The organism is Cupriavidus plantarum (assembly GCF_905397285.1).
GTDB lineage: Bacteria > Pseudomonadota > Gammaproteobacteria > Burkholderiales > Burkholderiaceae > Cupriavidus > Cupriavidus plantarum.
Genome location: NZ_CAJPUX010000002.1, coordinates 873,008 through 886,593 on the forward strand (window position 1 = coordinate 873,008; position 13,586 = coordinate 886,593).

The window sequence follows — 13,586 nt, forward strand, 5'->3', positions numbered from 1 at the left end:
TGACGCCGACATGCTCCTCGTGTCGGGGGGTGCCGGCATCGCCGGAACGCCCGCCGAGCTCGCGATGGCGATGACGGCGTTGCGGGCCTATGCGGCGCGGCTGGAAGAGGGCGTGGCCGCGGCCGGCCTCGGGCGTTCGCGACGCTGGGCCCGCGCGGCGCTGCTGGCCGACGCGGTGCCGGCCGAGGCGTTTCTGCGGCCCGTGGCGAGGCTGTGCGTCGCGGAGCCCGCGCGCCGGCGGCAGGCGCTGGTGCTGCGCGCGCTGTTCGCGCGGCGCTCCGCCCTCCGGCGCTGCATCGATCGCGCGAGCCTCTCGGCGCTGAGCGGGGCAGTCGGTGACGCGGCACTGCTGACCCAACTGCGCGGCGCCGCCGCCGAAGACGGCGAGACCGCCATCGCGCTGCCCCCCACGCTCGACGCCGACGCGCTGGCCCACGACGGCCTCGCCCGCCTCATCGCGGGCGAACCCGCGGCGGGGTCGCTGGCCGTGCTGGCGGGGTATGGCGAGCCACCTTACGAGGTGCACCCAAAGGTGCGCCCAAAGGTGGGCCCAAAGGTGGGCCCAGAGGAGTGTAAAGAGGGGCGCCAAGACGCGAGCCACGCCGCTGGCGCGGACGCGCTGCCGGGCATGCCGGCGGGGCAACCGCAGGCCGGGAGCATCGGCCGGTCGGACGCCGAAGAGCCGGCGAAGGGCTCGCTGTGGCACTGGACCGAAGCCAGCGCGGCGGAAGCCAGCGAGGAAGCCTGCAAGGAAGCGAACAAGAAGGAAAACGCCGCCTTCTTCCACCGCCTGACGCAATGGATGCCGGAGTTGACATGATTGTCTGGCTCGACCGCAAGCAACGTTATCGCGCCGACGTAGGCATCGAGCAGGACGTCCTCCGCGCCGGGGAGTATGCCGCGGTGCTGTCGATCGACGAGGCGATGGCAAGGGCGGAAGCGGAGGCGCGGCGGATCGTGGGCGATGCGCATTCGCATGCCGCGTCGATCCGCGAGTCGGCCATGGCCGAGGCGGCTGCGACCGATGCCGCCGCGCAGGCGCGCTGGGAGGCCGCGGCGGCCGAGGGATATGCCGCGGGACTCCGCAAGGCGCACGACGACGCCAACGCCGTGATGCTGCACGAGGCGCGCGACGCCTACACCGCGATGGCCAGTGCTCAGGCACGGCTCGCGCATCTGGTGATGGCCGCCGTCGAACGCATCGTCTGCGAGAGCGACCGCAATGCGCTATTCGCACGCGTCACGCTGCGGCTACAGCGGTTGATCGACGAAGCGTCCTTCGTCACGCTCACCGTGCACCCGGACGACGTCGCCCGCGCGCGGGAAGCGCTGGGGCTGCTGCGCGACACCGTTGGCCGCCACGCCGCGCTCGACGTGGTGTCCGACGCCAACGCCCCCGTCGGCAGCTGCCGTTGCGAGTGGGACAACGGCGTCTTCGTCACGAGCCTCGACGAAGAGATGGCCTCCCTGCGCCGCCTGCTGGAACGCGAACGCATGGTTGCCCCCGACCCCGCCCCTGCGTACGCTGTCGAGCAGCACGCGGCGCAGCACCCGAACCTCAACGACGCCCCGATCGAAGGCACGATCGAAGGCACGATCGAAGACTACGCCCCCCAGCCCGCCTACGGAGCCGCCGCATGAGCACGATCCTCGAGTTCGCCGAGCGGGTCGATCGGGCGCTGGCGTCCACCGAGGGCGGCGCGCGCTATGGGAAGATCGTGGAGGTCACCGGCACGCTGCTGCACGTCGGCGGCCTCGATGCCTCGCTGGGCGAGATCTGCGAACTGCAATCGCCATCCGGAACAGTGCTACAGCGCGCCGAAGTCGTCGGCTTCAGCCGCCGCATGCTGCTGCTCGCGCCGTTCGGCAACACGGTCGGACTCTCCAGAGCCACCCGCGTGGTCGGCAGCGGCCGCGCGCTGGCCATCGGTGTCGGGCAGGGTCTGCTGGGCCGCGTCATCGACGGCCTTGGCGAGCCCATCGACGGCAGGGGCCCCATCGACGCCACGCACTATGTCCCGGTGTTCGCGAACGCCCCCGACCCCATGCGCCGCAAGCTCATCGACACCGCCATCGCCACCGGAGTCCGCGCCATCGACGGCCTGATGACCCTCGGCGAAGGGCAGCGCCTGGGTATCTTCGCCCCGGCCGGCGTCGGCAAGAGTACGCTCCTCGGCATGCTCGCCCGCGGCACGGACTGCGACATCAGCGTCATTGTGCTGATTGGCGAGCGCGGCCGCGAAGTGCGCGAGTTCATCGAGCTGATTCTCGGCGAGGCCGGCATGCGCCGCACCGTGGTCGTCTGCGCCACGTCGGACCGCTCGTCGATCGAACGCGCGAAGGCCGCCTACGTCGGCACCGCCGTCGCGGAATATTTTCGTGACCAGGGCCTGCGCGTCCTGCTGATGATGGACTCCCTCACGCGATTCGCCCGCGCGCAGCGGGAGATCGGCCTCGCCGCCGGCGAACCGCCCACGCGCCGGGGCTTCCCGCCGTCGATCTTCGCCGAACTCCCGCGCCTGCTCGAACGCGCCGGCACCAGCGACGTCGGCTCGATCACCGCGCTGTACACGGTGCTCGCCGAAGACGAAAGCGGCAGCGACCCCGTGACCGAGGAAGTCCGAGGCATTCTCGACGGCCACCTGATCCTCTCGCGCGAGATCGCCGCCCGCAATCGCTATCCGGCGATCGACATTCTCAACAGCCTGAGCCGCGTGATGCCGCTCGTGGCGACACAGGACCACATGGCCGGAGCAGGCCGCATGCGCAAGCTGCTCGCGCGTTATGCGGAAGTGGAAACGCTGCTCCAGGTCGGCGAATATCAGAGCGGCAATGACGCGCTCGCGGATGAGGCAATCGCCCGGCATGAGGAACTCGAGGCGTTCCTTGGGCAGGGCACGCAGGAACACGCCGAGGCGTTCGAAACCGCCAATATCGTCATGAGCTACGCTGACCAGTGAGTTCACCATTGAGCCCACGAGTGAACAAGCGGATGCCCACCCCCATGCGCCCCCCCGCGCGTGCGGCCATGTACCGCACGCCATGAGCCGCGAACTGCGGGCATGGCGCGCCGTGCTGATCGTCAAGGAGCGCGCCGTCGAGCGCGCCAACGAGGCGTTGCTCGCCCGCCGTGCCGAACTCCGCGAACGGGAGGCCGCGGTCGCCGCCGCCCGCGAAGCCCGCGCCGAAGCGCAGGCCCGGCTCGACGCGGGCCGCAGGGAACTCGCCCGGCTGCTGACCGCGCGCGATATGGCCCCGGCCTCGTACCTCATGCACGTGGCCTACCTGCGCTACCTCGACGATGAGGTGAAGGCCGCCGACCAGGCCATCGAGGTCGCGGAACGGTATCGCGTCTCCGCGCAGCAAAAGGTGGACGCCGCGCAGCGCGTGCTCTCCCGCGCGGAAACGTCGCGCGACACCTGCCAGCAGCGGCTGCAGGCACTGATCGACGCCGCGCAGCGCGCGGCAGAGGCCGCGCTGGACGAAGAGGCCTCGGAGACCGCCGCGGCACGCCTGCACGCCAGAAGCACACGCAACGCGGCGCGGCACGTCTGAACTCAATACTGATCAACCGTACGGAACATCGCGATGGACGCCAACACGATCGGCACGCTGCTTGCGTTCAACGACCAGGCCCACGGCCTGCTGTTCCTGATCGCGCTGTCGGGCATGCGCGTCACGACGATCTTCCTCGTGCTGCCCGCCATGTCGTCGCAGGCCGTACCCGGAGCCGTCCGCGCGGGTGCCTGCTACCTGATGACGTGGTTCATCGCCGCCGGACAATCGCCATCGGCCTTCGAGCATCTCACCGTCCCCGACATGCTGCTGCTGACGATGAAGGAAGCGTTCATCGGCCTGATGATCGGCTACCTCGCGTCGATCATCTTCTGGGTCGCCGAAGCGGCCGGCACGCTGATTGACGACCTCGCCGGCTTCAACAACGTGCAGATGACCAACCCGATGCACGGCGAGCAGAGCACGCCCGTCTCGTCGCTGCTCGTGCAGCTCACGATCACGCTGTTCCATATTTCGGGCGGCATGACGGTATTGCTCGGCGTCCTGTTCGAGTCGTACCACTGGTGGCCGCTGATCTCCGCGGCACCCGATCTCGGTAGTGCGGCGGCATCCCTTGCCATCGACCAGGGCAACGGCATGCTCGCCACCGCGGTGAAGATCTGCGCGCCGATCATGCTCGCGCTGGTGCTGATCGACCTCGGGCTGTCGATTGTCGGACGCGCCGCGGGCAAGCTCGAACCCAACTCGCTGAGCCAGCCCCTGCGCGGACTGATCGGCGTGATTCTCCTCGTCGCAATGATCGGGGCCATCTCCGTGCAGGTCCGCGACGCGATCCACTTCACCGGCTTCTCCGGCCTGCTCGAAAAGCTCCGCCACTGACCAAGCGGGCATCGCTGCGCGAACGAACATCGCGCGAAGAAAATCATCGCGTAAAAATTGAGAATTGCGTGTGAGTTTCTTGAGTTTGATGGGGCCGCTTCTTCGCTATCGTTGTTTCAACTTCTGTTGACACGGAAGTCGCACTCGGCAACGACGCATATCGAAGAGAGGTAAGTCATGGTAAGCGGAATCTATTTCGCGCTGGTCAGCGGCATTGCCGCCCGCGCGCATCTGCCACGCTACGCAAAGGCGGTGTTCGAAGCGGACTGGCAACAGGCCTACGCGCTGGTGGCGGATGCCGCCGATGGCGACGAACGTCAGCTCGGCGTGGGCGCGGTCTCGCGTTTGCAGGCCGTGTCCGACGCGCTCGCCCTGCGCGACCTCGACGAGGAAGCCGAGCAGGGCTACGCGCGCGCGCAGCGCGTATGCCGCGGCGCGGAGCAACTGCGCCTTGTGTCATGCCGCAATACGGGCTGGCAGGCGTTCAAGCGCAACCGCACGAGCCTGGCGCGCAATTGCTTCACGCGCATCATGCACGACGATGCCGCAAGCGGCGCGGAACGGACCGAAGCCGCGATCGCGCTGGCGTTGATCGATCATCAGCTCGGCCATCAGCGCGCCGCGGAACATGCGATTGCCCAGGCTCGCCACAGTGCCGCGCAGGCCGATGACGCGCTATGGGCCCACGTCGTCGAACTGCTCGCGCTCGACATCGGCATCCAGCTCGCCATTCGCTGGTCGCCCGGACTGGCCGACCACGTATTCTGGCAATCGGTGCGGGCGGCCGCGCCCGCTGCCACGCTCGGCGCGACGCTGGGTGCGTCGCCGCAGGACATGGCCGCCGCGGCATCGCTGCGCGGCAATGTGAGGGAGGCCTCGGTTACCGGGGCAGGCGGCAACACCGGCATGTGGCCGGTCACCCTGATGGCCCGCTACGCGGCCTACCTCACCGAACTGGCCGCCACCGCTTCCGGCGATGGCGACGCCGCGCGCATGCTGCCTACGCGCATGGATGCGCTCTCGCTGCCGGAACGCACGGTGGTGCACGCCCATATGCGCATCGACGCGCTGATGGCCGCGCTCGGCGGTGGCTTCTCGCTGCTCACGGATCGGCTCTACAGCACGCTCGACAAGCGCGGCGATACCGCCGGCGCGGTGCGCGGCCATCTCGATCTGCTCTACGCCAGCGGCAAGGTGGCCGCCCTGCGCGGCCAGGTCGCCTCGGCGCTCGACCTGTGGACGATCTATTCGCAAGAGGCCCTCCAGCGCCTGCGCACGGAGGTCATCTCCATGCGCGCGCAGGACCCGCGCGCCGATGCGTCCGCACAGGCGCGCGCCGACGACATCGCCGGGCGGCTGCCGGCGAAATATCGCCGCGCGTATCTCTACATCGTCGAGAACATCGGCCACAGCACGCTGACCACGCGCGAAGTGGCCGCGCATATCGACGTGACGGAGCGCGCGCTGCAGATGGAGTTCAAGCGGTCGCTGGGCATGTCGCCGAGCGCGCTGATTCGCCAGCTCCGCCTCGAAGGCGTGCGCGGCGACCTGCTCGACGACACGCGTACGCATGCCACAGTGCTCGACACCGCCAGCCGCTGGGGCTTCACGAGCCGGTCCTCGCTGCTGAAGAACTATCGCCGCCAATTCCACGAATCGCCGTCCGAGACCATCCATGGCTAACCGCACCCGCAGCAACCCCACCCGCGCCAACGCCCGACGCGCGCGCCGGCCGGTGCGCGCCGCCGCGGTCGGCGCGATCATCGCCCTCCAGACGATGACCTCGATGTTCGCGCCGACTGCACTGGCGGCGCCGATTCCATGGCGGTCGAGCAACATCAGCTACGTGGCCGACCGCAAGGACATCCAGGAAGTGCTGCGCGACGTCAGCGCCAGCGCGGGCGTTGCCGTGCAGATTTCGCCGAAGGTCAAGGGAACGGTAAGCGGGCGCTTCGACACGCGTCCGCAGCTGATGCTCGAGCGCATGGCGGCGACGTTCGGTTTCATCTGGTACTACGACGGCGCGGTCCTGCGCATCTACAGCGCGGACGAGGTGGTCTCGACGACGATCGGGCTCTCCGCCGCCTCGACCGCGGCGCTGCGCCGGTCCCTCGCCAAGCTGCAGATCGAGGATCCGCGCTTCCCGATCCGCTTCGACGACGACGCCCGAACGGCCGTGGTGTCGGGCCCGCCGCGCTACGTGGAGCTCGTGAACGACGTGGCCAGGCTCGTCGACCAGAATCACGTGGACCAGCAGCACGGGCAGGCCGTGCGCGTGTTTCCGTTGCGCTATGCGTGGGCGGCCGATCATACGGTGACCGTCGATGGCCAGTCCATCACGATCCGCGGCGTGGCCAACATGCTGCGCGATCTCTATCAGCCCGATGGCGGGCGCATCGGTTCGCAGACGGCGCCGCAGTCCGATGCGCGCCGCTTGCGCAATGTGTCGGAGACCGATACGGGGTCGCCCGGCGGCGGCAGCCGGTCGCGCCAGCCGGAGTCGCAGAACGGCTGGATCATCGGCTTGCCCGGATTGATGGGCGGTGCGGCGGGCGCGGCCGGTGCGGTAGCGCCGTTGCCGGGGGGCGCCGTGGCCGACGGCGGTGGTGGCGGCGCTGGCGGTGGAGGGATGGCGGCCTCGCGGCGCAATGGCCGCGTGACGGACGTCTATCCGGAAGACCGTCCGATCATCCAGGCCGACCCGCGCACGAACTCCATCCTCGTCCGTGGCAGGCCCGACCGCATGGGTTCGTTTCAGTCGCTGATCGAGTCCCTCGACGTGCGGCCGGCCGTGCTGGAGATCGACGCCAACATCATCGAGATTACCGACAACGCGTTGCAGCAGCTCGGCGTCGACTGGCGCGCGCACAGCGGGCATGTCGATTTCGCCATCGGCAACGGACAGAACGCGCAGGCGGGCTACCCGGGCTCGCTCAATCCGAACGGCTACGGCAATCCGAACGATCGCGACCGTGAAGGGAATTCGCTGCTGCCCACCACGCCGGTGGGCGGCGTGTTCACGGCGGTGCTCGGCGGGGCAGGCAAGTATCTGCTGTCGCGCATCAGCGCGCTGGCCCAGACCGATCAAGCCACGCTCAACGCGAGCCCGAAGGTGGCGACACTGGACAACGTGGAAGCCGTGATGGACAACAAGCAGACGTTCTACGTGCCGGTTTCCGGCTACCAGTCGGCGGACCTGTACGGTATCTCGGCCGGGGTGTCGCTGCGCGTGCTGCCGATGATCGTGCCGGGCTCGGACAATGCCGGCACGCCGTCGCAGATCCGGCTCAACGTGCATATCGAGGATGGCCAGCTGACGTCCCAGACGGTGAGCAACCTGCCGGTCGTGTCGAACAGCACCATCGACACGCAGGCGTTGATCTCGGAAGGGGAGAGCCTGCTGATCGCGGGGTACACCGCGCTGCAGGACCAGCGACAGGAGACCGGTGTGCCGGGCCTTTCGAAGATTCCATGGATCGGCGGCCTGTTCCGCTACCGCAACCATTCGGGCCAGAAGTTCCAGCGCCTGTTCCTGGTCACGCCCCGCATCCTGCGGGCGCCGAGCCCAGCCGACCTCAACGGCGATACCACCAGCGGTCCGACGGGCATCGTGGGCACGTTGCCCGCGGTGCCGACGGTGGCGCGGGACGTCACGGCGGTATCGGGCATCCGCAATATCGCGGCGCAGCGCGCGCCGCTGCCGATGCTGCCCGCGCGGCCGCCGCAGTTGCCGCAGTTGCCGCCGCCGGCGGTTCCGGCAGCGATCGCTGCCGTGCCGGGTGGCTCCTGAACGAACGACGCCCGGCGGTGCCGGGCGTCGTTCGGGCCATGCGGTTGCCCGCGGCGCTACTCGTCGCTATCGGGATCGGGCGGTTTGTTCTTGCGCGCCTGCGCGATGATCATCTGGCCCACCTGCAGCACCAGTTGCGTCATCGCGGAGTTCAGTACGGAGGGGTCCGTGCTGTCGCCCGAGCCGTTATTCTGATTGTTGTTGTTCGTGCCATTGGGGCCGTTGGCGCCATTGCTGCCGTTGGTGCCATTGGTGCCATTGGTGCCGTTGGAACCGTTCGAGCCATTCGAGCCGCCCGTGTGCTGCGGCGGTGGCGGTGGTGGCGGCGGCGAATGGGAACCGCCACTGGAGACTTTTGCCATGGGTGGTTGAAAGGTGACGTGGATGGAGTCCCGACAGTAGGCGCCTCTCGCGCGCGGCGCGAGCGCGCCTGCGAATCGGCGGCGGCAATGGCGAAGCGATTCGCGTGCGGACGCTGCGTTTCGCATCTGGCCCCGCGCGTAGCGGGGCGATTCCCATAATCCTCTCCGAGCCCCGGCACGCGCCGGCGTCATTCACGTCAGCTTATCGAGAGGCAACGATGGACCTTCGAATCACCGCGGAACGCCCCGACGCGAACCTGCCGCCCACCTCGGTGGAAGAACCTCCCGCCGATACCACCGCCATCGACAACCAGGTCGGCGCGCTGTTCCGGTCGCCGCTGGCGCTTGGCACACTGCCCGTGCATACGGGCGTACTGCCCGAAGCGCCGCCGCCGGTCATCAATCTGTCCGAGTACGGTGTGCGTCCCCAGATGCTGCCCGTGTTGCCGGACAAGACCGAGATCGTGCCCAACCTGGACGTGCCCGCCGGGCTGCCGCTGCACGTCACCACGGGCTTCGTGATACATCCGGGCATCCAGACGCCTCAGATTCCGCAGACGCCGATGAAAGTCGACACGGTCGTCGAGCAGCCGCCCGTCGACGCGGCGGAGGCGCCTCCGGATGAGGCGCCACCGGAGCAGACACCGGAGCAGCCTCCCAGGCCCCCGTCGTTCGGCGAAGCGTCGCGCACCGTGTACAACTGGATGTCCACCGACCCGTCGATGCAGGGCAAGAACCTCAGCTATGACGACGTGGTGGCCATCGCGAACGACGAGAATGCGCCGCCCGAACTGCGCGCGGCCGCGCAGGCGCTCACCGCGGATGGCGGCGCCCAGTTCAAGGAGCAGCTCGGCGGCAAGGACAACATCGCGAGCGGCAAGGACTTTGCCAAGTTCATCGCCAACGACGACAGCACGCCGCTGAGCGACGCCGATATCCAGACCGTCGCGGTGCTGGGCCGTCACCAGAAGGACCTGCCGAAGAACGAGAAAGATATCCAGGCCAAGATCGACGATCCGAAGACGCCGGACGATCTGCGCCAGGCGTTGCAGCAGATGCAGAAGAATCCGTCGCTGATGGCGATGATCGATGCGGGCAAGAACGGCAAGGTCGATGGCAAGTTCTCGGGGCAGGACATCGAGCGGCTGACGGAACGCCGCGGCGAGATTCGCGAATTCAACAAGCAGCAGGCCGCCATTTTCGTCGACAACTACATTCCATCGGACGAATCCGACAAGGATGCGAAGCCGCGTCCGATGACGGGCAACGACGCGATGCGCGAGCTGTATCGCTATTCGGACTACCTGCCGAAGAATATCTCGCGCGAGACGCTCGAGGACATCGTCAACGGCACGGGCAACATGGGCAAGATGCCGCCGCAGGTCATCGCGGCGGCGCAATACATGCTCCAGCATCAGGATGCCTGGTCGCAAGTCGCGCCGAACGGCTCGCTATCGCGAGCGCACCTGTGCGACGCCATCGCGCAGGACATCAACCTGAACCCCGACGAACGCGAAACCATCAAGACGCTGCAGGACAATCGCAGCACGTTCTTCGGCGACGGCACGATGAACCGCGACAAGCTCAAGAAGATCGCCAACGATCCGAACGCGAGCGAGGCGGTGAAGAAAGCCGCCAACCAGCTGCTCAACGATCCGATGCTGTTCGGCATGCTCGACAACGGCAAGCGCGGGCACTCGGGCGACCTGATCCATGCCGCCGACGACGGCAAGATCAGCGGCGAAGACCTCGACAAGTTCGTCGGCAAGCTCAAGACCAAGGACCAGCCGCCGCCCGAGATCCCGCCGTCGCACGAGCCCACGACGCCCGAGGCGGAGGCCGCGGCTGGCGCCATGAAAGCGGGCATCCAGGATCAGCCCGAAGAAAAGAAGTCCAAAGGCGGGGGCTTCATGAAGTTCCTGCAAGGCGTGCTCAAGGTGTTCTCCAAGATCGTGGAGATCGTGGGGCAGGTCGTCAGCGCCGTGGTCAAGATCATCCCCGGCGTGGGCAACCTGATCGCGGGCGCGATCTCGGTGGGTTCCAGCTTCATCTCGGGCCAGCTGAAGGTGGCGTCGGTCGCGGCGGGCGGCGGCAGCAAGGACGAGATCCGCGCCGCCGAGAAGGAAGCCGGGCTCGACCTCGCCGGCGCCGCGATCGGCGGCATTGGCGTGCCGGGAGCGGGCGCGTTCGTGAAGGGGGCGGTCCATGTGGCCGAGGATGCGGTCGAGGCCGGCGCGACCCGCACGGTGAAGGAAGTACTGCCCGAAGCCATCAAGGACACCGCGAAGGATCAGGTCACGGACGTGGCTTACAACGAGGCCGACAAGGCCTATCACAAGGCGGTCAACGGCTGATCCGCAGGTATCGCCGGTGTGGGGGGGCCGGGCATTCCCCGGCTCCGGCGGCGACCATCCTTCTTGTATCTTTTCGGAGACAACATCAGGGTGATCCCGGGAATTTGAAGTAAATACGAATCGTTTGCATTTATAATCCGGCGCTCTCGTCATATTGTTACGCCGGATTACAGAATGCCCCTCCGCTGCCGCCCCTGCCGCCGCCCCCGCCGCCGCCTCCGCTTTCACCTCACGCCCGCCGCCCTCGCTTGTGTCTCGGTGTTCGCCACCCACGCCCACGCGGCCGACGAGAACACAGGCGCCGACAGGGCCGTCCTCCCCACGGTCACGGTCAACGCCAACGCCGCCGTCGATACCGATATCGGCTTCGCCACCCGTCGCGCGGCCGGCGTGACGAAGTCGAACGAGTCGGCCGCCGACACCCCGCAGTCGATCACCGTCATCACGCGCGATCTCATGGACAGTCAGCAGTCGCAGACCCTGAGCGACGTGCTGTGGAACTCCGCGGGCGTTTCCGCCAATACCTACGGCCGGCGCGGCTGGGACGACTTCATCATCCGAGGGCAGCGCGCGTCGGAGTCGATCTTCGCGGACGCACTGCTCGTGGATAGCAACAACCGCGTCGCGCAGGAAGTCTTCGGCGCGGAGCGCGTGGAAGTGCTCAAGGGCCCCGCATCGATCCTGTTCGGCCAAGTGCAGCCCGGTGGGCTGGTCAACATCGTCACCAAGCGGCCGCGCCCCGAACTTTTCGGCGAACTCGGCGTGACGGTCGGCAACTACGGCCTGCGGCAGGTGACCGCCGACGTGGGCACGCCGCTCAAGCCGGACAGCAAGGCCGCGTTCCGGCTGACCGCGCTGGCGATGAACAGCGACGACCCGACGGACCACGTCTGGTACCGCAACCGCTATATCGCGCCGTCGCTGACGCTCGACTTCGGCGAGCGAACGGACTTCACGATCCTGCTCAGCCATAACGAGCGCCATTACGTGCGGCAGCAGGGCCTGCCCGTGAATGGCACGATCACGCCCAACGTCAACGGCGTGTTGCCCAACTCGCGCTTCATCGGCGAGCCCGGCGCGCAGCCCTACGATGGCGAGCAGAATCGCGTGGGGTACGCGCTCACGCATCGGTTCGATTCGGGCTGGACCGTCAACCAGAACCTGCGTTACCAGACGTCGTCGCTGACGGGCACGTTCGTCACGGCCGGCACCATGGCGGTCAACAGCCAGACGCTCAACCGCAGCGGCACGCAGCAGGACTTCTCGGGCGATTCGTTCGGCGTGGACACCAATGCCCAGAAGACCTTCGCGTTCGCGGGCCATCAGCACAGCCTGACGTTCGGCGTCGACTATCGGCATACGAAGGAAGACCGCCTGCAGAAGACCTGCCGCGTGGCCGCGCTCAACGTCTACCAGCCCGTCTATGGCGCGGCCATCAACTGCCCGACGAACTTCAGCACGGACAGCACCGACTCCCTGAACGCGCTGGGCCTGTACTTCCGCGATCAGATCCGCATTGCGGATCGCCTCACCGTGACGGGCGGCGTCCGTTACGAAATGGCGCGCTCCGCGAGCGTCAATCACCTTGGCGGCACGCGCACGGACAACGACGACAAGGCGGTCACCGGGAGCGCGGCCGCGATGTATGACCTGACCGGCTGGGCGCGCCCCTACGTCAGCTATTCGACGTCGTTCCTGCCGAACATCGGCACAGACGTGAACAACGCCGCGTTCAAGCCGGAGAAGGGCCGCCAGGTGGAAGTGGGCGTGAAGTTCGACATGCCGGGCAAGACCGGCCTGCTGACGCTGGCGGCGTTCGACCTCACGCGCAAGAACGTGCTGACCTCGGACCCCGTCAACATCGGCTTCAGCACGGCGGTGGGCGAGCAGCGCTCCCGCGGCTTCGAGGCCGAGCTGACGCAGGATCTCGGCAACGGCTTCAGCCTCATTGGCGCGTACGCCTATATCGCGAGCGAAGTCACGGAAGACACGGTGGCAGCCAACGTCGGCAAACCGCTCAACGCAGTGCCGCGCCACAGCTTCTCGCTATGGACCCAGTACCGCTTCCGCGGCGCGCTGGCGGGGTGGTGGGCCGGCGTCGGCGCGCGCGGGGAGAGCGCCAAGCGCGGGTACAGCTTCAACTACACGGTGCCCGGCTATGCCGTGGCGGACCTCGGCGTCGGCTATACGGCCAGCCACTGGCGCGCCGCGTTCAACCTGAAGAACGTCTTCGACAAGGCGTACTACGCGGGGGGTCTCAACAACAATGTGCTGCCGGTCGGCAACCCGCGCGTGGCGATGCTGAACGTCGTGGTCAATTACTGACCACCCCTAACCCGCAAGCATACCCCGCGCATATGCCGTCCCTGTTTCGCGGCAAGCGCGGGGTCCGCTTTTGGAAACAAAATGTAAGAGGATGTTTTTTGGCACTTTCAGGTCGTTTTCACGATTTGCCGTGCCTTCGTTAAATCTTGCACGTCGTTTCGACCTTCGCGTTCCCAATCTGGGGCGTGCGTCATGCAAGTTACTCGCCGTTCCCCGCACGTTAGCGGCAAGTGCCCCGGCATGGGGTGCGCCCCTGCACGCCGCCATCCCTCGTCAATTTACAGTTTTGCAAAAGATGGTGATGAACCGCCCCTGCAAGTTACTTATCATCGGCCTCGCATTTAAGTCTGTGTTTAGCTG

The 13,586-nt window shown here is 67.5% G+C and carries 10 protein-coding genes; 9 read left to right on the forward strand and 1 reads right to left on the reverse strand.

Annotation, left to right across the window (positions count from 1 at the left end; genetic code table 11):
- Positions 1-10: 10 nt before the first annotated feature.
- The 7 genes from KHP16_RS12650 (at position 11) to sctC (ending at position 8,185) form a co-directional block, all read left to right on the forward strand.
- A complete protein-coding gene (locus KHP16_RS12650; RefSeq protein WP_211960300.1) occupies positions 11-820 on the forward strand; it encodes a type III secretion protein HrpB4 in 810 nt (269 codons plus the stop codon).
- The gene (gene sctL / locus KHP16_RS12655) at positions 817-1,641 is read left to right on the forward strand and encodes a type III secretion system stator protein SctL (RefSeq protein WP_211960301.1); all 825 of its coding nucleotides are present in this window, start codon (positions 817-819) and stop codon (positions 1,639-1,641) included. The genes KHP16_RS12650 and sctL overlap by 4 nt, the downstream gene beginning before the upstream one ends.
- Complete coding sequence (locus KHP16_RS12660; protein ID WP_115953030.1) at positions 1,638-2,960, forward strand: FliI/YscN family ATPase; 1,323 nt, start codon at positions 1,638-1,640, stop codon at positions 2,958-2,960. Before sctL ends, KHP16_RS12660 begins: the two co-directional genes overlap by 4 nt.
- Positions 2,961-3,042: 82 nt before the next feature.
- Positions 3,043-3,555: a hypothetical protein gene (locus KHP16_RS12665; RefSeq protein ID WP_211960302.1), complete on the forward strand. Its 513-nt coding sequence runs from the start codon at positions 3,043-3,045 to the stop codon at positions 3,553-3,555.
- A gap of 33 nt (positions 3,556-3,588) precedes the next feature.
- Positions 3,589-4,395: a type III secretion system export apparatus subunit SctT gene (gene sctT / locus KHP16_RS12670; protein ID WP_211960303.1), complete on the forward strand. Its 807-nt coding sequence runs from the start codon at positions 3,589-3,591 to the stop codon at positions 4,393-4,395.
- Positions 4,396-4,572: 177 nt separating this feature from the next.
- Positions 4,573-6,078: a helix-turn-helix transcriptional regulator gene (locus tag KHP16_RS12675; protein ID WP_115953028.1), complete on the forward strand. Its 1,506-nt coding sequence runs from the start codon at positions 4,573-4,575 to the stop codon at positions 6,076-6,078.
- A complete protein-coding gene (gene sctC, locus KHP16_RS12680; RefSeq protein ID WP_244835777.1) occupies positions 6,071-8,185 on the forward strand; it encodes a type III secretion system outer membrane ring subunit SctC in 2,115 nt (704 codons plus the stop codon). Before KHP16_RS12675 ends, sctC begins: the two co-directional genes overlap by 8 nt.
- Positions 8,186-8,241: 56 nt before the next feature.
- Here the strand turns inward: sctC and KHP16_RS12685 are convergent, their stop codons facing one another.
- Complete coding sequence (locus KHP16_RS12685; protein WP_211960304.1) at positions 8,242-8,547, reverse strand: hypothetical protein; 306 nt, start codon at positions 8,545-8,547, stop codon at positions 8,242-8,244.
- A 218-nt stretch (positions 8,548-8,765) separates the two neighbouring features.
- Here KHP16_RS12685 and KHP16_RS12690 point away from each other — a divergent pair, with 218 nt between their 5' ends.
- Both KHP16_RS12690 and KHP16_RS12695 read left to right on the forward strand, forming a co-directional pair.
- A complete protein-coding gene (locus KHP16_RS12690; protein WP_211960305.1) occupies positions 8,766-10,901 on the forward strand; it encodes an HrpF/NolX family T3SS translocon protein in 2,136 nt (711 codons plus the stop codon).
- Positions 10,902-11,075: 174 nt separating this feature from the next.
- The gene (locus tag KHP16_RS12695) at positions 11,076-13,226 is read left to right on the forward strand and encodes a TonB-dependent siderophore receptor (RefSeq protein WP_211960306.1); all 2,151 of its coding nucleotides are present in this window, start codon (positions 11,076-11,078) and stop codon (positions 13,224-13,226) included.
- Positions 13,227-13,586: the final 360 nt, after the last annotated feature.

What these genes read in the sequence shown, in the direction of transcription:
- KHP16_RS12650 (WP_211960300.1), top strand. Translation starts at nt 11, where the DNA reads ATGCTCCTCGTGTCGGGGGGTGCCGGCATCGCCGGAACGCCCGCCGAG.
- sctL (WP_211960301.1), top strand. Translation starts at nt 817, where the DNA reads ATGATTGTCTGGCTCGACCGCAAGCAACGTTATCGCGCCGACGTAGGC.
- KHP16_RS12660 (WP_115953030.1), top strand. Translation starts at nt 1,638, where the DNA reads ATGAGCACGATCCTCGAGTTCGCCGAGCGGGTCGATCGGGCGCTGGCG.
- KHP16_RS12665 (WP_211960302.1), top strand. Translation starts at nt 3,043, where the DNA reads ATGAGCCGCGAACTGCGGGCATGGCGCGCCGTGCTGATCGTCAAGGAG.
- sctT (WP_211960303.1), top strand. Translation starts at nt 3,589, where the DNA reads ATGGACGCCAACACGATCGGCACGCTGCTTGCGTTCAACGACCAGGCC.
- KHP16_RS12675 (WP_115953028.1), top strand. Translation starts at nt 4,573, where the DNA reads ATGGTAAGCGGAATCTATTTCGCGCTGGTCAGCGGCATTGCCGCCCGC.
- sctC (WP_244835777.1), top strand. Translation starts at nt 6,071, where the DNA reads ATGGCTAACCGCACCCGCAGCAACCCCACCCGCGCCAACGCCCGACGC.
- KHP16_RS12685 (WP_211960304.1), bottom strand. Translation starts at nt 8,547, where the DNA reads ATGGCAAAAGTCTCCAGTGGCGGTTCCCATTCGCCGCCGCCACCACCG.
- KHP16_RS12690 (WP_211960305.1), top strand. Translation starts at nt 8,766, where the DNA reads ATGGACCTTCGAATCACCGCGGAACGCCCCGACGCGAACCTGCCGCCC.
- KHP16_RS12695 (WP_211960306.1), top strand. Translation starts at nt 11,076, where the DNA reads ATGCCCCTCCGCTGCCGCCCCTGCCGCCGCCCCCGCCGCCGCCTCCGC.